18 protein-coding genes and 3 tRNA genes are annotated in these 19,435 nt (G+C 71.5%); 3 read left to right on the forward strand and 18 right to left on the reverse strand.

Annotated elements, in window-relative coordinates:
- Nucleotides 1-8: 8 nt before the first annotated feature.
- The 8 genes from O7634_RS05945 to O7634_RS05980 all read right to left on the reverse strand — a co-directional run bounded on the left by O7634_RS05945 (nt 9) and on the right by O7634_RS05980 (nt 6,307).
- On the reverse strand, nt 9-401 hold the full coding sequence (locus O7634_RS05945; RefSeq protein ID WP_278149142.1) for a MaoC family dehydratase: 393 nt from the start codon (nt 399-401) through the stop codon (nt 9-11).
- A gap of 1 nt (nt 402) precedes the next feature.
- Nucleotides 403-849, reverse strand: coding sequence for a MaoC family dehydratase N-terminal domain-containing protein (locus O7634_RS05950; protein ID WP_278149143.1), 447 nt, complete (start codon nt 847-849; stop codon nt 403-405).
- A 127-nt stretch (nt 850-976) separates the two neighbouring features.
- Nucleotides 977-1,144, reverse strand: a complete 168-nt coding sequence (rpmG, locus tag O7634_RS05955; RefSeq protein ID WP_007073056.1) for a 50S ribosomal protein L33 — start codon at nt 1,142-1,144, stop codon at nt 977-979.
- Nucleotides 1,145-1,277: 133 nt separating this feature from the next.
- Nucleotides 1,278-1,350 (reverse strand) — tRNA-Met (locus O7634_RS05960).
- A 24-nt stretch (nt 1,351-1,374) separates the two neighbouring features.
- Nucleotides 1,375-1,447, reverse strand: a tRNA-Thr gene (locus O7634_RS05965).
- 93 nt (nt 1,448-1,540) lie between these two features.
- Nucleotides 1,541-4,066 carry a bifunctional diguanylate cyclase/phosphodiesterase gene (locus O7634_RS05970; protein ID WP_278149144.1) on the reverse strand — a complete coding sequence of 842 codons (2,526 nt, stop codon included), beginning with the start codon at nt 4,064-4,066 and terminating at the stop codon, nt 1,541-1,543.
- 738 nt (nt 4,067-4,804) lie between these two features.
- Nucleotides 4,805-5,998, reverse strand: a complete 1,194-nt coding sequence (locus O7634_RS05975; protein WP_278149145.1) for an epoxide hydrolase family protein — start codon at nt 5,996-5,998, stop codon at nt 4,805-4,807.
- Between the two features lie 225 nt (nt 5,999-6,223).
- A tRNA-Tyr gene (locus O7634_RS05980) sits at nt 6,224-6,307 on the reverse strand.
- A gap of 147 nt (nt 6,308-6,454) precedes the next feature.
- On the opposite strand from O7634_RS05980, the gene O7634_RS05985 reads away from it, so the two are divergent.
- Nucleotides 6,455-6,949 (forward strand): YajQ family cyclic di-GMP-binding protein, encoded by a 495-nt coding sequence (locus O7634_RS05985; protein WP_278149146.1) that lies wholly within the window; start codon nt 6,455-6,457, stop codon nt 6,947-6,949.
- A gap of 3 nt (nt 6,950-6,952) precedes the next feature.
- Here O7634_RS05985 and O7634_RS05990 read toward each other — a convergent pair whose 3' ends face one another.
- The 9 genes from O7634_RS05990 to O7634_RS06030 form a co-directional block, all read right to left on the reverse strand.
- Nucleotides 6,953-7,480 carry a dihydrofolate reductase family protein gene (locus O7634_RS05990; protein WP_278149147.1) on the reverse strand — a complete coding sequence of 176 codons (528 nt, stop codon included), beginning with the start codon at nt 7,478-7,480 and terminating at the stop codon, nt 6,953-6,955.
- 636 nt (nt 7,481-8,116) lie between these two features.
- Complete coding sequence (locus O7634_RS05995; protein ID WP_278149148.1) at nt 8,117-9,376, reverse strand: MFS transporter; 1,260 nt, start codon at nt 9,374-9,376, stop codon at nt 8,117-8,119.
- Nucleotides 9,377-9,522: 146 nt separating this feature from the next.
- Nucleotides 9,523-10,398 (reverse strand): zinc metalloprotease HtpX, encoded by an 876-nt coding sequence (gene htpX / locus O7634_RS06000; RefSeq protein ID WP_278149149.1) that lies wholly within the window; start codon nt 10,396-10,398, stop codon nt 9,523-9,525.
- Nucleotides 10,399-10,510: 112 nt separating this feature from the next.
- Nucleotides 10,511-11,998: a proton-conducting transporter membrane subunit gene (locus O7634_RS06005; protein ID WP_278149150.1), complete on the reverse strand. Its 1,488-nt coding sequence runs from the start codon at nt 11,996-11,998 to the stop codon at nt 10,511-10,513.
- Between the two features lie 55 nt (nt 11,999-12,053).
- On the reverse strand, nt 12,054-13,562 hold the full coding sequence (locus tag O7634_RS06010) for an NADH-quinone oxidoreductase subunit M (RefSeq protein WP_278149151.1): 1,509 nt from the start codon (nt 13,560-13,562) through the stop codon (nt 12,054-12,056).
- A gap of 55 nt (nt 13,563-13,617) precedes the next feature.
- A complete protein-coding gene (locus O7634_RS06015; protein WP_278149152.1) occupies nt 13,618-15,555 on the reverse strand; it encodes an NADH-quinone oxidoreductase subunit L in 1,938 nt (645 codons plus the stop codon).
- The gene (gene nuoK / locus O7634_RS06020) at nt 15,552-15,914 is read right to left on the reverse strand and encodes an NADH-quinone oxidoreductase subunit NuoK (protein WP_278149153.1); all 363 of its coding nucleotides are present in this window, start codon (nt 15,912-15,914) and stop codon (nt 15,552-15,554) included. The genes O7634_RS06015 and nuoK overlap by 4 nt, the downstream gene beginning before the upstream one ends.
- Nucleotides 15,911-16,471, reverse strand: coding sequence for an NADH-quinone oxidoreductase subunit J (locus tag O7634_RS06025; protein WP_278149154.1), 561 nt, complete (start codon nt 16,469-16,471; stop codon nt 15,911-15,913). Before O7634_RS06025 ends, nuoK begins: the two co-directional genes overlap by 4 nt.
- A 25-nt stretch (nt 16,472-16,496) precedes the next feature.
- Entirely contained in the window at nt 16,497-17,096 is a 600-nt protein-coding gene (locus O7634_RS06030) for an NADH-quinone oxidoreductase subunit I (RefSeq protein ID WP_278149155.1), read from the reverse strand.
- A 95-nt stretch (nt 17,097-17,191) separates the two neighbouring features.
- On the opposite strand from O7634_RS06030, the gene O7634_RS06035 reads away from it, so the two are divergent.
- Nucleotides 17,192-17,767, forward strand: coding sequence for a Uma2 family endonuclease (locus O7634_RS06035; RefSeq protein ID WP_278149156.1), 576 nt, complete (start codon nt 17,192-17,194; stop codon nt 17,765-17,767).
- Here O7634_RS06035 and O7634_RS06040 read toward each other — a convergent pair.
- A complete protein-coding gene (locus O7634_RS06040; RefSeq protein ID WP_278149157.1) occupies nt 17,748-18,179 on the reverse strand; it encodes an ester cyclase in 432 nt (143 codons plus the stop codon). The genes O7634_RS06035 and O7634_RS06040 overlap by 20 nt on opposite strands.
- 79 nt (nt 18,180-18,258) lie before the next feature.
- On the opposite strand from O7634_RS06040, the gene O7634_RS06045 reads away from it, so the two are divergent.
- A complete protein-coding gene (locus O7634_RS06045; RefSeq protein WP_278149158.1) occupies nt 18,259-19,278 on the forward strand; it encodes a glutathione S-transferase C-terminal domain-containing protein in 1,020 nt (339 codons plus the stop codon).
- Nucleotides 19,279-19,435 lie beyond the last annotated feature (157 nt).

Raw genomic sequence — 19,435 nt, forward strand, 5'->3', positions numbered from 1 at the left:
GACCCGGCTCAGCGCGTCGTCCGGATGGTCGCCCGCGCCTGGGACAGCACCTTCTCCCCACCGCAGATGGCGGTCACGTCGAGACGGGTGAGACCGTCCTCGGTCACCTCACGGACCCGTGCGGTCACCTCGATCTCGGTCCCCTCGTCATCGTCCGGGACCACCACCGGACGGGTGAAGCGGACACCGTAGTCGACCACCGCGTCCGGCGCGCCGGCCCAGCCGGTGATCGCTCGACCCACCAGCGCCATGGTGAACATGCCGTGCGCGATCACCCCGGGCAGACCCACACCGGTGGCGACCCGGTCGCTCCAGTGGATCGGGTTGAAGTCCCCCGACGCGCCGGCGTACTGGACCAGGTCCGCGCGCGTCACCCGGAACGTCTGTGCTGGCAACTCCATCTCAGCTCTCCCCGCGTACGACGTACTTGGCCCAGACCGCGACGACCGGTTCCCCGCCGACGGTGCTCACGTCGGTGCGGGTGGTCAGGAAGCCGTGCCCACCCCGGGTGCTGACGTCCTCGATGGTGTTCGTGCAGACCAGCTCGTCGCCCGCGACCACCGGCCGGGTGTACGCGAAGCGCTGGTCGCCGTGCACCACCCGGCTGTAGTCGACGCCCAGCGCCGGGTCCTCGATGATCTGCCGGCTCGCGGCCATCGTGATCACGAAGGGAAAGGTCGGCGGGGCCACCACGTCGGGGTGGCCCAGCGCCTTCGCGGCGTCCGGGTCGTGGTGGGCCGGATCGGTGGCGCCGATGGCGGTGGCGAACTCACGGATCTTTTCTCGGCCGACCTGGTAGGGGGCGGTCGGCGGATACGTCCGGCCGACGAAGGAAGGGTCCAGAGGCATGCCGCGAACCTACACGGAAAGCACGATCGCCGACCTGACGGTCAACACGGCGGTAGCCGTGCCGGACCGGGCAGATCGGCGATCGGAAGAGCAGGACGACGAGGGCCGGCGCAGTGCCGGCCCTCGGTCAGCGGGTCTCGCGGTGGACCGTGTGCCGACCGTCGCGCGGGCAGAACTTCTTCAGCTCGATGCGGTCGGGGTCGTTGCGCCGGTTCTTGCGCGTGATGTAGTTGCGCTCCTTGCACTCCACACACGCCAAAGTGATCTTCGGCCGGACATCGGTAGCCTTCGCCACGGCGGAGTGCCTTCCTCGCTAACGGAAACAACTACGACGCGCCAGCTTAGACGCTGACAGCGCGGACATGCAAAGTGGGCGCCGGAAGCGCCCATTTCTTACGACCACCGGCAACGAGCCCGGAAGACGAGAGTAGCGGTGGCCGGACTTGAACCGGCGACACAGCGATTATGAGCCGCTTGCTCTACCATCTGAGCTACACCGCTGCGATGGGTCCAGCTGAACCCTCGAGCCCCCTTACGGAATCGAACCGTAGACCTTCTCCTTACCATGGAGACGCTCTGCCGACTGAGCTAAGGGGGCCTGCGCGATCTCCCCGTGGGGCGCGCAGGAGTAAGAGTACACGGCCCGGCTCGCCAGGTGAAATCGGATCCCCGGTGATCGTCTTCGCCCTGCTCAGGGCACGACACGCAGGCGCGGCAGCTCCCCGTTGGCGACAGTGTCCGGCTCGACCTGGGCGCCGAACCAGGCGGCCAACCGCTCGTACGGCAGGGGCCTGCTGAACAGGAAGCCCTGCCCGATCTCACAACCGATGTCCTGGAGCAGCTCGAGGGTCAGCTCGCTCTCCACGCCCTCGGCGACCACGGCCAGCCCGAACTGCTGGGAGAGGGTCACCACGGCGTTGACGATGGCCAGATCCCCGGGGTCGGTCGCCATGCCCTGCACGAAGGAGCGGTCCACCTTCACCTCGTGCACCGGCAGTCGGCGCAGGTGCGCCAGGGACGAGTCGCCGGTGCCGAAGTCGTCCACCGACAGCCGGACACCCAGGTCGCGCAGTCGTCGGAGGGTCGGGATGGGCCGGTCCGTGCCGTCCAGCACCCCCGACTCGGTGATCTCCAGGGTCAGGCGTTGCGCCGGCACCCCGTACTCGGAGAGCAGCTCCTGGACCCGGTCCGGGAAGTGCTGGTCGATGAGCGTTCGGGCGGCGAGGTTGACGGCGATGGGCAGCGGCTGGTTGGCCTCGGCCCAGTCCCGGCTGCGCCGCAGACCCTCGCGGAGCACCACCTCGGTGAGGCGGCTCAACTGACCGGTGTGCTCGGCCACCGCGACGAAGTCCTCGGGTGCGACGGTGCCGTGCGCCGGATGCTCCCACCGGGCCAGGCACTCGACACCGACCAGACGCCGGTCGCCCAGGGTGACCTTCGGCTGGAAGTAGACCTCCAGCTCGTTCTGGTCGAGAGCCTGACGCAGGTCGCCGGCGAGACCCAACCGGCGCATCGACCGGGACTCCAGGGCCGGGTTGAACAGCTGCACGCTGCCCGGCACCGACTTGGCCGCCGTGGCCGCCAGGTCGACCCGGAGCAGCAGGGTGGCGGCATCGCCGCCATGATCCGGGTGTACGGCCACACCGACAGCGGTGTTCACGTCGAGCGTCAGCGCGTCGAAGACCATCTCGTCGCGGATCTGGTCGCGTAGCTGGGCGGCCAGCTCGACAGCCGCCTCGGCGCTCTCCAGGCGGAGCGTGACCAGGAACTCGTCGCCGCCCACCCGGCCGACGAGGGCCGACGACGGCGCGCTCGCCCGCAACCGGGTCGCCACCTCGGCGAGCACCTTGTCCCCGGCGGCGTGGCCGAGGGACTCGTTGACCTGGCGCAGCCCGTCCACGTCGAAGAGCAGCAACGCCACCACCTCGCCGGGGGCGGCGATCCGGAAGGACTCCTCCAACGCTGCGGTGATCCGCCGGCGGTTGGGCAGCCGGGTCAGCGCGTCGTGGTACGCGTCGTGCCGGAGCCGGTCGACCAGCCGGGAGTTTTCCAGGGCGACGGCGGCGTGCGCCGCCACAGTCTCGAAGATGGGGATGTCCGCCGGGGCGAAGTGACCCACGTCGCTGAGCCGGTTGACGACCTCCAACGTGCCGATCACCGCCTGCCCCGACCGCAGCGGCACCGCGATGACATCCTTGATCTTGGAGTCGGCGAGTGCCGAGCGCAGCGCCGGATCACCACCGAAGGCCCGACCGAGAGCGATGGTCCGGCCCGACTCACGGGTCTTCTCCCGGAACACCGCCGGCGTACGGGCGACGTCGAGCAGACCCCGATCGTCCAGGCGCGCGGTCAGCAGCACCTCCGGGTGCCGGCCGTGCGCGGGAAGCCACAGCGTGGCGTACTCGGCCTGCATCAGGGAGCGGACCCGGCCGAGCAGGGCATCGGTCAGGTTGCCCTCCTGACCCGCCTCGCTCATCGCCCGGGTCAGCTCATACATGTCACCGAGCGTGCGGTGCTGCCTGATGAACTGCGAATAGGAGCGGTAGAGCAGCACGCCGGCCACCGCCAGCGCCAACAACAGCAGGCTCGACCAGAGGGTCGTCGCCAGCGCGATGAGGATGATCATCCCGATCGCGACGTTCAGCGCGGTGGTCAACAGGACCTGGATGGCGGTGCTCGTCGTCTCCCGCGTGCCCTGCCAGCCCTGGAGGAGCGTGATCACGCCGACCACGGCGATCAGGCTGATCAGCGCGTTGGCGGCGACGGCGGCGAAGAGCGAACCCCACGTCGCCGGCCCCACCCCGTCGTGCGGCGGTCGGGCGGCCAGCACCAGCCCAGCGACGGAGGAGCCGGCCGCCGCCCGGGCGACGTTGAACCAGTATTTCGGCGGCGCGTAGCCGCGGTGCATCTGGGTGAACAACTCGGCCAGGGTGGCCACGACCACCATGAGCACCGGCGAGAGCCAGAACAGGGCGAGCACCAGCGGGATCTCGCTGAGCGTCACCACCACCGCCTGGCGGCGGACGACGAAGCTGAGCGTGGGTATGCCAGCGGCAGTCATCACCACCAGCAGCACCAACGCTGTCGGCCAGTCCGACAAGCGGATCGGCACCGACAGCGCCAGGACCAACGACCCGACCAGGGCGATCCCGGCTAGGGGGGCCGTGATCAGCCAGGCATGCTCGGTCGTACGACGTCGGACAGTCTTAGGTGACACCGCACCGCCCTGTCATCGGTCACGCCGTCCGCCACGCCAGGGTTACCGAGCGGTGACTGACTGCGCTCCACTCGAAACCGAAACGCTGTGGCCAGTGGGGGCGCCCCATTCGATAGCCGTGGACTGGAAGCCACTGCCAAGTTGGGTGCCCAGGAGACCAACGGCCAGCGCGGCGAGGGCGATGGTCGCCAAGCGCAGCCGGCCATACTTTCGACCAGACATTTGGAACTCCTGTCGGCTGGGGGCCTGCGAGGGGATGGAGATTCCACGATGGTGCCACAGCGACGTCCGCCTGGAAAGTTTCCCACCCGCGATCGAGCCAACCGCCCGCCGAGCTGACCCGCTCGGGCGGACAGTCACAACGTCCGGCCAGACGATCTGCTGATCGACCCACACTCAAACGCTCAACAAACGACCTAGCAGAGGAAAGCTCGCCTACTAGGCGTATCAGTTGAATCGAACTGCATGTCCCCTGCCCCGGCTACGCACACTACTCGCCGCTACCCCGCCGCAACAGGTCACTGTCATCTATATCCCGCAGTTCGGCCAGAACAGTCGCGGCATCCCGCCGTACGCGTCAACGGTGGCCGGGCGCGACGGCTCGGTGGGACGCGACGGCCTGGCGCTCGGCGGCTCCGGTGCGCGGTGGCGCGGCGGCTCCGGTGCGCGGTGGCGCGGCGGCTCCGGTGCGCGGCGGCTCGCCGCTCGGCGGGTCGACGCACGGCCGGTCACCCGGATTCAGGGTGTCCGCAGTGGCCGAAAGACCGCGCGCACCTCGGCGGTGAAGAGCTCGGGTTCCTCCCAGGCGGCGAAGTGGCCGCCGCTGGCCGCCTCGTTGAAGTACGCCAGGCCGGGATAGACGGCCTCGGCCCAACTCCGCGGGGCGGCGAAGATCTCGCCGGGAAAGGTGGTGAATCCGACCGGGACCCGCACCGGCGGGAGCGCCTGACCGGCCGCCCGCGCCGCTGCCTGCATCCGGCCCGCCTCCCAGTACCACCGTGCGGCCGAGGCACCGGTGCCGGTGAACCAGTAGAGCGTGATGTTGTCGATGATCGTGTCGCGGGTGAGTTGGCCGGTGGCCTCGCCGCCGACGAACACGCGGGACATCTTGTAGTAGCTGTCCGTGTCGTGGTCGAGCATCCACGCCGCCAGCCCCACCGGGGAGTCCAGCAGCGAGTAACCGATCGTCTGCGGCCGGGTGGACTGCTCCAGGAAATAGCCGAAGCCATCCGTCGTGAAAAGGTTGAGCGCGTCGAACGCGGCCCGCTCCTCGGCGGACGTCACCGGCAGTTTGTCCTTGATGCCGATAGCCCCGGCGAGCAGGTTGAGGTGGATGCCGAGCAGCCCGTCGGGTGCCTGCCGACCCATCGCGTCCGTGACGGAGGCGCCGACGTCGCCACCCTGGGCCACGTAGCGCGAGTAACCGAGCCGGTCCATGAGCGTCGCCCACGCCTGTGCCATTCGAGCCGAATCCCAGCCGAGGTCGGTGGGCTCACCCGAGAAGCCGTAGCCGGGCAGGGACGGCAGCACCAGGTGGAAGGCGTCCTCCGCCGTACCGCCGTGCGCCGTCGGATCGGTGAGCGGCCCGACCACCCCGAGCAGCTCGACAACCGAACCCGGCCAGCCGTGCGTCATGATCAGCGGCAGGGCGTCCTCGTGTGGCGACCGCACGTGGACGAAGTGGATCTCGACGCCGTCGATGAGGGTCGTGTACTGCGGCAACGCGTTCAGCCTCGTCTCGAACGCACGCCAGTCGTACTCGTTCGTCCAGTAGCGGGCCAGCGCCTGCATCGTCGCCAGCTGCACGCCCTGGGAACGGTCGGTGACCAGTTCACGGGTCGGCCACCGCATGGCCGCTATCCGGCGACGAAGGTCAGCGATCGCCTCCTCCGGCGTATCGAGCCGGAAGGGACGGATCTCGTCGTCGGACATCTCTCCCACCGCCTGGCGAACCGAGGTAGCCGACGCCGGAAGCACCGGTGCGGGCTGGAATTCGCCCAGTTTCGCAGCAGCCCGCTGGTCCCCGGGCCGAAACGCGACACAACCCCTCCAACGGGCTGCGTCGGCAGGACATCCACTCGCGCGGCTCTCCAGGGTTGGACCAACGACACCGGCCCCTGATCAGCAGCTCTGCTGGTCAGGGGCCGTGTCTGCACCTGGTGGCGGGTAGAGGATTCGAACCTCTGTAGCTTTCGCGACGGATTTACAGTCCGCTCCCATTGGCCGCTCGGGCAACCCGCCAGGGCACCCCACCGCGTCGCAACGCGGCGGCGAGAGCAAGAATAGCGGCTGCCCCCGGGCCCGACGCAACCGGGTACGGTCAGGGGGTCGTGCCGCTGGTCGGCGGCCGACGGCACGCCCAGACCGCCGGACAGCAGGAGCAGAAACATGGCAGCGAACCCGTCGTTCGACATCGTGAGCAAGGTCGACCGCCAGGAGGTCGACAACGCCCTCCGGCAGGCGGAGAAGGAGCTTTCGACGCGGTTCGACTTCCGCGGCACGGGCGCGGAGATCTCCTGGTCGGGCGAGGAGGCGATCGGTATCCAGGCGGAGACCGAGGAGCGGGCGCGCGCCGCGCTGGACGTGTTCAAGGAGAAGCTGGTCAAGCGGAACATCTCGCTGAAGTCGCTGGACGCTGGCGAGCCCCGCCCGTCGGGCAAGACCTTCAAGATCGACTGCAAGGTGATCCAGGGCATCGAGACGGACAAGGCCAAGGCGATCAGCAAGAAGATCCGGGACGAGGGCCCCAAGGGCGTGCAGGCCCAGATCCAGGGCGACCAGTTGCGGGTCACCGGCAAGAAGAAGGACGACCTCCAGGCGGTCATCACGCTGCTCAAGGGCGAGGACTTCGGGGTCGCCCTCCAGTTCAACAACTACCGGTAGGCGTCAGCGGACGACGCGGTACCAGTGCGCGGTCTCGCCCGGAACGGGTGCCAGCCGCACCCGTTCACCGCCCGGGTCGTCGAAGATGCGCACCCCGTCGCCGAGCAGCACGGGCGCGAAGAAGATCAGCACCTCCTCGAGCAGGCCGGCCCGGAGGCACTGCCGGGCGACGTCCGCGCCGAGAACGTTGACGTACCGCTCGCCGGCGGCCTCCCTGGCCTGCGCGACGGCGTCGTGCAGGCCGCCGACGAACGTGATGTCCGGGGGTGGCTCGGCCGGAGGTTGGTGGGTCAACACGAACACCGGCCCGTGGTACTGGCCACCGAAGGCGCCTTCACTGTCGGTGCCGCGGTTGGGGTCGTCGCCGCCGTAGGTGCGGTTGCCGGCCAGGATCGCTCCGACGTTGGCCAGCAGACGCTCCGCCGTCGGGTTCGCACCGGTGAGGTGTTCGGTCAGCCAGGACATGTCGCCGCCCGGTCCGGCGATGTAGCCGTCGAGCGACGCCGTCGCCGAGTACAGCAGCTTGGCCATGGGACTTCCCCTCTCCGGGGTTCAGCTTGCATCCGGTACCCGGGTACAGGCTTACCGTCGAATGGTGAGCGACGCACACCCACCGGCCAGTGTGACCTGGGTTCCCGGTTCCTGCCGCCTGCCGACCGTCGAACTTCCCGTTCGCCTCGCCGAGTTCGACAGCTTCTTCGCCGGGTCGGTCCGGCGGTTCGAGCGGCCGTCCGCGCAGCGTCTGCGACTACACCTCGACGGTACGGAGGAGGTGGAGCGCACCGCACGGGACCGGTGTGCCCGGGAGTCGGCGTGCTGCTCGTTCTTCACCTTCGGGATCGTTCGGGGCGGCCCCGACGCGCTGACGCTGGAGGTGCGGGTGCGGCCGGCTGCGACGACCTCAGCGTCTGTGCCGACAGCCCGTGCTGTCCCCTGCCGTTCCCGGACGATGCGGACGGGATGCTGCCCGCCGACGCCAGCACCCACTGAGATCGACTCGACTTTCAGGATGTCGGGGCATCCCGCGCCCCGGGACACCCCGGCTTCCTTGAAACCGAGTCGATCAAGGTCGTGCGGACCCGTCGGCGCGGAGACCGAGTCGACCAAGACCCAAGGGCCCCCCAGCGCGGCGGAGACCGAGTCGATCAGGGCTCGCCCAGCGCGGTGTCAGGCGGCGACGGGCTGCTCGGTACGTACCGCTGTGGTTTCCGCCCGGGCGATGGGCCCGGCGGGTAGCGCGGCGACAGCGGCCCCGACGGCGACCGCCGCCCCGGCGAACAGGAACGCCCACCGGACGCCGCCGGCGTGGTCCACGATCAGGCCGGCCACCGAGCCACCGGCGGCGCTCGCCGCGACCGCCACGGTGACCACCCAGGTGTACGCCTCGTTCAGCATGCTGGTCGGGGCGATCCGACCGACCAGGGTGTTCTCCAGGGTCAGCGCGGGCGCGATGGTGGCCCCGCCGGCGATCAGCGCGACGCCCAACGCCAGCGGGGTGGGCATCACCGCGAAGACGGCGAAGGTGCCGGCCAGCGCGGCGAGCAGCACCGCGAACTGGCGGGTCATGTTCGGCGCCGGCTTGCGCAGGCCGAACCAGAAACCGCCGATGGCGCTGCCGACACCCCAGACCGCGAGCAGGAGACCGGCCAGGCTCTCCGGGTCGTCGGTGGTGTGGCCGCTCGCGTAGGCCGGGACGATCACTCCGGCGGCGCCGAACGCGATGCCCAGGCCGGCGACGCAGAGCAGCAGGGCCGGGAATCCGGCGACCCGCAGCGGACCGAGCCCGCGGGCGTGGTGCTCGCGCGGGTGCGGGCGCCAGCCGCGCATCACCTGGCCGAGAGCGACGGCGGTGGTGCCCACGAGGGTCACCACTGCCGCCCCGATCAGCGCGGCCGCCGCGTCGGCGACCAGGACGAAGCCGGCGACGAGCAGCGGGCCGAGCACGAAGACGATCTCGAAGAGCGTGGTCTCGGCGGCCAGGGCGGTGTTGCGCAGGGCGTACCGGCCGGAGTTGGGGCCGGTCAGGTCGTTCCAGGCGCCCCGGATGGCGGCGGTGAGCGGCGGGAAGGTGGCGCCGGCAACGCCGGACGCGAGGTAGATGACGGCGAGCGCGTCGTCGCCCGAGCGGCTGGCCAGCAGCAGGCCGGTGAGGGCCAGCGGGTGGGCCACGGCGGTGACCAGCAGGACGGGGCTCGGGCCGACCCGGTCGGCGATCCGCCCGGCCACCGGGCTGAGCGCGGCGCCGGCGATGGCGTAGATCCCGCCCGCTACGGCGGCCAGCGCGTACCGCCCGGTGACCTGCTCCACGACCAGCAGCAGCGCCAGCGGGGTCATGCCGATGCCGAGCCGCCCGATGATGCCGGTGATCAGCAACATCGGTGCGCCCGGGATCCGCCAGACACCCAGGTACTGACGCAGCGCGACCACTTCGAACCTCCCGAAGAGTGTAATGAGCGTGGGCCCGTAACGACCCTAACGCCGGGACCCGGGCGGGAGACACCGATATCCGGCCGCAGACGGCACTCCGCCCGCACCCGGCGAGCGGGTACGGGCGGAGTGCGCGAATCAGCCGGTCAGCGCTGGAACTGCACCGGCCCCGAGTTGGCAGCCATCTGCTCCAGCCGGGCGACGCGGTCCTCCATCTTCGGGTGGGTGGAGAAGAGCGCCGCCACGCCGCCGCCCCGGAACGGGTTGGCGATCATGAGGTGCGCGGTGCTGGTGAGCTGACCCTCGGCCGGCAGCGGCCGACGCCGGGCCACCGCGTCGATCTTGCGCAGCGCGCTGGCCAGGGCGAGCGGGTCACGGCTCAACTCCGCGCCCGAGGCGTCCGCCTGGAACTCGCGGCTCCGGCTGATCGCCAACTGGATCACGGTGGCCGCGATCGGGCCGAGGATCAGGGTGAGCAGCAGCACAGCCGGGTTCGGCCGGTCCTCGTCGTCCCCACCGCCCAGCGGGATGAAGAACGCGAGGTTCGCCAGCAGGGTGATGATGCTGGCCAAACCCGCCGCCACGCTGGAGATCAGGATGTCCCGGTTGTAGACGTGCGACAGCTCGTGCCCGATCACACCGCGCAGCTCGCGGTAGTCGAGGATCTCGGTGATGCCCTGCGTCACGCAGACCGCCGCGTGCTGCGGGTTACGACCCGTGGCGAACGCGTTGGGCTGTGCCGTCGGGCTCACGTAGAGGCGCGGCATCGGCTGCCGGGCGTCGGCGGCCAACTCCCGCACCATCCGGTACAGCTCGGGGAACTGTGCCTCGCTGACCGGTTGCGCCCCCATCGAGCGCAGCGCGATCTTGTCGGAGAAGAAGTAGGAAACGCCGTTCATGACCAGCGACACGAGCACGGCGATGACCAGACCGCCGCTGCCGCCGAACCAGTAACCCACCGCGAGGATCAGGGCGGAGAGCAGGCCGAGCAGCGCCGCGGTCTTCAGACGGTTGTGGTGCACGATGTCTCCTTCGGTGCACGGATCGCCGGGATCCGCTGACCGGTTCAACAACCCGGTACCCGCCAACCATCCGTTACAACGCTGAGAGTTGACTGAGACTCATCCGCGCAGGTCAACGGCCGGCCAGGTCGAGCACCAGCTGCGGCGCGACACCCACCACCACGGCGGCCACCGTCGTCGCGGCCAGCACCAGCGCCACCACACCCCCCAGGGGTACGCCCACAGCGCCGCCGCCGTCCGCGGAGGCGGTCGGCGTCGGCGTCCAGAGCGCGGCGGTCACCCGCAGGTAGTAGGCGAGCCCGAGCACCGCGTTCAGCGCCACCACCAGCGCCAGCCAACCCGCGCCGCCGTCCAGCAGCGCCCGCACCACTGTCACCTTGGCGAACAACCCGGCCAGCCCGGGCGGCAGGCCGGCCAGGCCCACCAGCGCGAGACCGAACCCGGCGGCCCGCCACGGGTGCCGGCGTGCCGCCCCGCGCAGGTCGTCGACGGTGCCGCCGTCCGCGCCCACCGGCCGCAGCGCGGTCACCCCGGAGAACGCGGCCAGCTCCAACACCACGAAGAAGACGGCGTACGCGACAGCGGCGGCGTACGCGGCGGCGCGGGCGTCGTCGGTGCGCCCGGCGGCCAGCGCCAAGGCGCCCAGCGGGGCGAGGATGTAGCCGGCCTGCGCCACCGACGACCAGGCGAGCAGCCGGACGGTCCGCCGCTGCCGCAGGGCGACCAGGTTGCCGACGGTCATGGTGAGCACCGCGAGCACCGCCAGCACCGGGCCGGTCTGGTCCGCCGGCAGCGCCCGCTGCACCACGGCGAGCAGCGCGACCAGGCCGCCCAGCTTCGACGCCGTGGACAGGTACGCGGCCACCGGCAGCGGCGCTCCGTCGTAGGTGGCCGGCGCCCAGGCGTGGAACGGCACCGCCGCCACCTTGAAGGCCAGCCCGACCAGCAGCACCGCCACCGCCGCGGTGGTCAGCGGCAACTCCCGCAGCTCCGGGCGTTCGGCGAGCACACCGCCGAGCCGGTCCAGGTGCAGGCTCCCGGTCACCGCGTACAGCAGCGCCGCGCCGAGCAGGGTCAGCGTGGTCGCGACAACGCTGACCACGAAGAAGGTCACCGCGGCCTCGGCGCTCGCGAGGCTCCCCCGGCGCAGGCCGACGAGCACGTACAGCGGAAGGGTCAACGTCTCCAGAGCGACGATGAGCGTGATCAGGTCGCCGGCCGCGCCGAGCACCACGCCGCCGGTCATCGAGCAGGCAAGCAGGAAGCAGTATTCCCCCACCGGCGACCGCCCGGCCCGCAGCGCCGGCACGGACAGCCCGAGCACGCCCACAGTGAGCAGGGCGATCACCGCGCCGACAAGCGCCGCCCGGCCGTTGAACACCCAGGAGCAGTCGGCCCCCACGCAGAACGTGCGGCGCTGTGCGCCCGCGCCGACCAGGGCGCAGCCGACGGCGGTGCCGACCGCGCCGAGCGCCGCCACCGCGATCGTGGCCCGGGGGCGCGCCAGCACCAGGTCGGTGACGAGGACGAGCACGGCGGTGCCGGCCGCCAGGTAGGCCGGCAGCAGCGCGACGCTGTCCACACTCTGCACGCCCGTCACCGGAGCTCACCTTCGTTCGCGACTGCGGGGCTCCGCTTCGCTGCACTCCTCGCGCTCACCGGCCGACCACCCCGATCAACGCGTCGACGGGGGCTTCGGCGACACCGAGGACCAGCGTCGGCGCCAGCCCGATGGCCAACGCGAGCAGCACCAGCGGCACCCACGCGGTCAGCTCCGCACCGGCGAGGCCCGGGGCGACCGGCCCGACGGCCGGGCTCGGCCGCTGGTGGGTGACCTGCCGCAACAGCCGCAGGAAATACGCGGCGGTGAGCGCCCCGCCGACCGCCGCCAGCACCCCGAGCGTGGTCCAGAGCGGGCCGCCCACCTGCACGGCCGCGACAACCGCGAACGCCTCGCCCCAGAACCCGGCCAACCCGGGTAGGCCGAGCGACGCGATCGCCGCGAACGCGAGCAATCCGGCCAGCTGGGGCGCGGTCTCGCGCAGCCCGGACAGTTCGGCGAGCGAACCCGTGCCGGTACGGTCCTTCACCGCGCCGGCCAGGAAGAACAGCAGGCCGGTGATCACCCCGTGCGCGATGTTGCCGATCAACGCCGCCTGGATGCCGGTGGCGGTCAGGGTGGCCACCCCCAGCAGCACGAAACCCATGTGCCCGACGCTGGAGTACGCGATCAGCCGCTTCACGTCCGCCTGCGCCAGGCAGACCAGCGAGCCGACCAGGATCGCGGCGACCGCCAGCACGCCGAGCACCGGCGCCGCCCAGCGGGCGCCCTCCGGGGCCACCCCCACCGCGACCCGGATCAGCCCGTACGTGCCCATCTTCAGCAGCACCCCGGCCAACACCACACTGCCCACGGTGGGGGCCTGGGTGTGCGCGTCGGGCAGCCAGGAGTGCAGCGGCCACAGCGGGCTCTTCACCGCGAACGCCACAGCGAGCAGTGTGAACGCCGCCAACTGGGTGCCCCGGGACAGCCCCGCGCCACCGGTCAACGCCATCAGGTCGGCGGTGCCGGCGGCGGCGACCACCACGTACACACCGACCAGGAGCAACACCGAGCCGAAGAGCGTGTAGAGCGCGAACTTGCGGGCCGCCCGACGCCGGTCCGCGCCGCCCCAGCCGGCGATGATCGCGTACATCGGCAGCAGGACGACCTCGAAGAAGAGGAAGAACAACACCAGATCCAGGGCGAGGAAGGTGCCCAGGATGCCCACCTCGACCACCAGCAGCAACGCCACCAGCGTCCGGCCGCTGCCGCCGTCCGGCACCCGCCACACCGTGTACGCGCAGCAGAGCAGCGTGAGCAGCGCGGTCAACACCACGAGCGGCCAGGAGATGCCGTCCACGCCGAGGTGGAAACGCAACTCCAGACCGGGCACCCACCGCAGATCCAGGTGATGCCACGGGAACACCGCCGGTTCGGTGCCCGACCAGACCAGCCAGTCCCGACGGCCGAACACCAACCCCACAGCGGCCAGCAGGGTCAGCGCCGCCGCGACCGTCCCGACCAGCCGGGCCGCCCGGTCCCGGGGCGTCGCCGCCACCGCGACCGCGCCCAGCGCCGGCAGCACCAGCACGGCGACCAGCAACACCTGCCCGAACGTCATCGGACCGCCCTCGTTCGCGACTGCGGGGCTCGCAGACCCGGCTCACTCCTCGCACTCACCCGGTTCCCCCGATCAGGGCGGCAGCCACGCCGACCAGCAGCGCGCCGGCCAGCACGCCGACGGCGGCCCTCGGCAACGCCGCCCGGTGCAGCGCGGCCAGCGCCGCGCCCAGGCCGGACGCGGCGCGCCCACTGCCCTCGACCGCGCCGTCCACCAGCACCTCGTCACCGGTACGCGCGGCGCTGGCCAGCGCGCGGACCGGGCGTACGACAATGGCGTGCTGGACGTCGTCGAGCCGGAACGCGCGGGCGAAGACCGGCCCCAACGGACCCAGCGCGGCCGCCGGGTCGGCGGCCCGGTCGCGGCGCCAACCCAGCGTCACCAGCAGGGCCCCGACCAGCAGGAAGGCCAGCGGCAGCAGCACCCCCAGCCCGAGGTGGACCAGGCCGTCCTCGGAGCCCGCCACCGGGACGGTGGGGAACCGCAGGCGGTCGGCGAACGCGGGGACGAAGCCGGCCAGGCCGAGCAGCGCGGCCGGCACGGTCAGCAGCAGCACCGGCCAGCGCAGCACGGCCGGTGGGTCGTGCGGCCGGACCAGCGGCAGGCGCGGTTCGCCGAAGAAGGCGCGCAGCAGCAGCCGACCGGCGTACCAGGCGGTGATCGCCACGCCGACCAACCCGGCGACCCAGACCAGCCAGCCCACCCAGGAGGGCGCCGGGCCGGTGCCGTCCAGCGCGGCGGCCTCGGCGACCGTCAGCACGCCGTCCTTGCTCCAGAAACCCGCCAGTGGCGGCACCCCGGCCAGCGCGCCCAGCCCCACCACGGTGCACCAGAACGTGACAGGCATGCTGCGCCGCAGCCCGCCCATCTCGGACATCAGCGTGGTGCCGACCGCGTGGATGACGGCCCCCGCGGCGAGGAACAGCAGGGCCTTGAACGCGGCGTGGGTGAGCAGGTGGAACAGCGCCGCCGACGGTGAGCCCACCGCCAGCGCGCCGGTCATGTAGCCGAGCTGGGACACCGTCGACCAGGCCAGCACCCGTTTGATGTCGTCCTGGGCGGTGGCCGCGAGCGCGCCGAGCAGCACCGTGATCGCGCCGAGCACCCCCAGCACGGTCAGGGTCACCGGCGCGGCGGTGAACAGCGGGTAGAGCCGGGCCACCGCGTACACGCCGGCGGCGACCATCGTCGCGGCGTGGATCAGCGCGGAGATCGGCGTCGGGCCGGCCATCGCGTCCGGCAGCCAGGTGTGCAGCGGGAACTGGGCGCTCTTGCCGGCCACACCGGCGAGCAGCAGCAGCCCGGCGGCGGTCAGCGTCACGCCGGAGTGGTCGTGGGCGAGCACGTCGCTGATCCGGAAGCTGCCCGTCGACACGCCGAGCAGCGCGATGCCGAGCAGGAACCCGACGTCACCGACCCGGGTCACCAGGAACGCCTTCATGGCGGCGGCGGGAGCGCCGGGCAGTCGGCGGTCGTGGGCGATGAGCAGGTACGAGCACAGACCCATCACCTCCCAGCCGACCAGCAGCATGATCAGGTCACCGGCGACCACCACCAGCAGCATCGCCCCGGTGAAGAGGCTGATCTGCGCGGCGTACGGCGGGTAGCGGTGGTCGACGTCGAGGTCGTCGTGCGGACCCCGCCGCAGGTAGCCGATCGAGTAGACCTGCACGGCCAGGGCGACAGCGGTGACCGCCACCGCCACCAGTGCGGCGGCGCCGTCCAGCCGTACGCCGAGGGTCACCGCCAGGCCGCCGAGGTCGACCCAGGTGGTCGACGTCTCCGTCGGACCGTCGACGGTCAGCAGCAGCGCCACGGCCAGGGCCAGCGCGCCGGCCGCACCGGTGACACCGAGCGCGACGGCCGCCGTCCGGGCCCGGTCTCCCCCGGTCGCGTCCGCGTCCCGGTCCCGCGGGGCCGGCGGCAACAGCAGGCCGAGCAGCCCGGCGACCAGGGGTACGGCGGGCAGCGCCGCGCCGAGCAGCCCGGTCACCGGTTCGCCTCCGTGCTCGTGGCGGCCGGCTCCCGCGCACCGGCGGGGTGCGGCGGCTCGGTCAGCGGCACGTCGTCCACCGCCACCGTCCGCCGCAGCCGGTAGAGCTGGAGGACGATCGCCAGCCCCACCCCGATCTCGGCGGCGGCGAGGACGATCACGAACAGGGCGAAGACCTGCCCCGAGTGCGGGAGCACGGCACGGGCGGTGGTGTCGGCGGTGACCAGGATCAGGTTGACCGCGTTGAGCATCAGCTCGACCGACATCAGCACCAGCACCGCGTTGCGGCGGCGCAGCACGCCGTACACGCCGAGACCGAACAGCAGCGCGGCGGTGACGTACGGGATGACCGGCCTCACCGGCGTCCCCCGGGCTCGACCTCGACCGGGTCGGTCACCGCCGCCGTGCTGTGCGGAGCAGCACGGCCGATCTCCGGTCGGGACAGCACTATCGCGCCCACCAGGGCGGACAGCAGCAGCACCGACAGCACCTCGAACGGCAGCACCCAGGACTGGAAGATCTGTTCGCCCAGCCGCTCGGCGGTGCCGGCGGTGGGCAGGTCGACGGCGCTCCAGCGGTACGCGTCGACGAGCAGCACGGCCAGCCCCAGCCCGGCCCCGCCGCCGATGAGCGCGGCCGGCCAGCCCTGCCGGTCCAGATCGTCCGACGCGCCGATCGGGGCGCGGGTCAGCATGACCGCGAACAGCAGCAGCACCACCACCGCGCCCACGTAGATCAACACCTGCACCCAGGCCACCAGCTCGGCGCTGAGCACCAGGAAGTCACCGGCCAACGCGGCCAGGCACACCACCAGGTAGAGCCCGGCGCGGACCAGGTGTTTCGTCGTCACCACCAGCGCACCGGCGCCGACCGCCACCGCCCCGAGGGCGAGCAGCAGCACGTCCGCCCCGGTCACCGGAGGGTCTCCAACGCCGAGGCGGTCACGAGGCGGCGCCGGGTTCGGGGCGTACCCCTGGAGAGGCCGGACGGGCGGTCGCCGCCTTGCGCGCGGCGGACGTCTCCTCCTTGGCCGGCTCGCCGTTGGGGTCGTGCGCCTGCGGCGGCGGGACGGTGGCCATCCACTGACCGAGGTGGTCCTTGTCGTGCAGCAGGTCCTTGATGTCGTACTCCGAGTACTCGAACTCGGGCGACCAGTAGAGGGCGTCGAACGGGCAGACCTCGATGCAGATGCCGCAGTACATGCAGAGCGAGAAGTCGATGTCGAAGCGGTCGAGCACGTTGCGCTGGCGGGGGCGGGCGGCGCCGGGCACCGCCACCTCCTCCTTGTGCGAGTCGATGTAGATGCACCAGTCCGGGCACTCCCGGGCGCAGAGCATGCAGACCGTGCAGTTCTCCTCGGACAGCGCGATCACGCCCCGGGAGCGGGGCGGCAGGTCGGGTGCCACGTCCGGGTACTGCTGGGTGGTCGACCGGCTGGTCATCGTCTTGAGGGTGACCGCCAGCCCCTTCACCAGGCCCGCGCCGGGCAGGCCACGCTCGCCGGCGCCGCCGCGCTCGCTGGGGTCGCTCATGTCGACCATCCTGCCCTGTGCCCACGGCGCGCGCGACCACCACCCACAGGTCGAAGGCGGTACCGTGGTCGCGGGGAGAACGAACGCACCCGGAAGGACCTGCCATGACCGCCGCGCTGCAGAGCGACCACCCGCCCGAGAGCGAGTGGACGACTGACGATCTGGATGCGCTGCCCGAGGATGGCCGCCGCCGGGAACTGCTCGATGGAGTGCTGCTGATGTCCCCCTCCCCCACCCGCATCCACCAGACCATCGCCGGTCGCCTGATGGCCGCGCTCGACGAGGAGTGCCCGGACGGCTACGACGTGACCCAGGGGGTCGAGGTGCGGATCAACCGCACCCGGTCGTTCATCCCCGACGTGTTGATCACCACCTCGACCGCGGCGGCCCGCGAGCCGTCGAGGTACGAGCCGCACGAGGTGGTCCTCGCCGTCGAGATCGTCTCACCGAGCACCCGTTCCATCGACCGGGTGCTGAAGCCGGCGCTGTACGCCCAGGCCGGCATCCCCTACTACTGGCGGATCGAGACCGAGGGCGGCGCGCTGGAGGTGGTCACCCACCGGATCGACGCGGTCAACGAGGTCTACACCGAGACCGGGCGGTGGACGAAGTTCGTCGACACCGGCGAGCCCTTCCCCATCAACCTGCCGGTCGCCCGGATCACGCCTCGGGCCCACTGACCACGGTCGGCGGCAGCATCTCGACGCCGAGCTGCTGGAGCAGCTGGAACAGCTCGTTGCAGCTCCACACCTCGACGATCCGGCCCTCCGTGCCGAAGCGCAGGAACGTGGCCCCGGAGTAGCTGACCACCTGCCCGGTCGGCGGCACCGGCCCGAACTGCCCGACCTGGGTGCCGGCCGCCCGCCAGTGCACCGCCACCCGCTCGCCGGAGGCGACCACGTCGACGATCTTGTAGCGCAGGTCCGGGAACGCCGCCCGGCGTTCCCGGTGCCAGGCCAGCGTCGCCTCCGGCCCGGTGCCGCCGCCCAGCCCCGGGCACTGCTCGCCGACCAGCTCGTACGCCGACTCCTCGCGGCGGGCGTTCCACACGTCGGCGATGAACCGCCGGGCCGCCGCCTCCACATCCGTCATGCCGGGGAGGGTAACCGGACGCCCGGTCGTAGATCCGTAAGGATGGGGTAGAGACAGGGGACCGAACCGGGAGGATCACGTGGGCGAGGAAACAGGCGGGAAGTACGTCGAGCCGGGCGGCGAGTTCACCCGGGACCAGCGGTACATCGCCACTCGGATCACCGAGGACGGGCGCGACGGCTATCCGGTGGAGCCCGGTCGCTACCGGCTGGCGGTCAGCCGGGCCTGCCCGTGGGCCAACCGCCTGATCATCGTACGGCGGCTGCTCGGCCTGGAGGACGCCCTCTCGATGGCGGTGGCCGGCCCGACCCACGACGCGCGGAGCTGGACGTTCGACCTCGACCCGGACGGGCGGGACCCGGTGCTCGGCATCGAACGCCTCCAGGAGGCGTACTTCAAGCGCTTCCCCGGCTACGACCGTGGCATCACCGTGCCGGCGATCGTGGACGTGCCGACCGGGCAGGTGGTGACGAACGACTACGCGCAGATGAGCCTGGACCTGTCCACGCAGTGGCGCGCGTACCACCGCGACGGCGCCCCCCAGCTCTACCCCGAGCACCTGCGTACGCAGATCGACGAGGTCAACGAGGTGGTGTTCCGGGACGTCAACAACGGCGTCTACCGGTGCGGGTTCGCCGGCAGCCAGGAGGCGTACGACAAGGCGTACCACCGGCTCTTCGACCGGCTGGACTGGCTGACCGAGCGACTGACCGACCAGCGTTACCTGGTGGGCGACACCATCACCGAGGCCGACGTGCGGCTGTTCACCACGCTGGTCCGCTTCGACCCGGTCTACCACGGCCACTTCAAGTGCAACAGGCAGAAGCTGAGCGAGATGCCGGTGCTGTGGGCGTACGCCCGGGATCTGTTCCAGACCCCCGGTTTCGGCGACACCATCGACTTCGACCACATCAAGCGGCACTACTACGAGGTGCACCGCGACATCAACCCGACCGGGATCGTGCCGCTCGGCCCCGACCTGTCCAACTGGCTCACCCCGCACGGTCGGGAGGCGCTGGGTGGTCGCCCGTTCGGCGACGGCACCCCACCCCCACCCCCCACCGAGACCGTAGACCCAACCCACACCCCCCTCCCCTGACCCCACGCCCCCACCCTCCCGCCCCCGCTGATCTTGACTCCCGCTCCCGCTGATCTTGACTCCCGCTCCCGCCGATCTTGCACTTAGGTATGCCGAAACACCCGCTTTGCGGGTTTTTGTCACCACAGAAAACGCAAGATCGACGGGGGAGGGCGGG

It is taken from the genome of Micromonospora sp. WMMD1120 (genome assembly GCF_029626235.1).
Taxonomy (GTDB): domain Bacteria; phylum Actinomycetota; class Actinomycetes; order Mycobacteriales; family Micromonosporaceae; genus Micromonospora.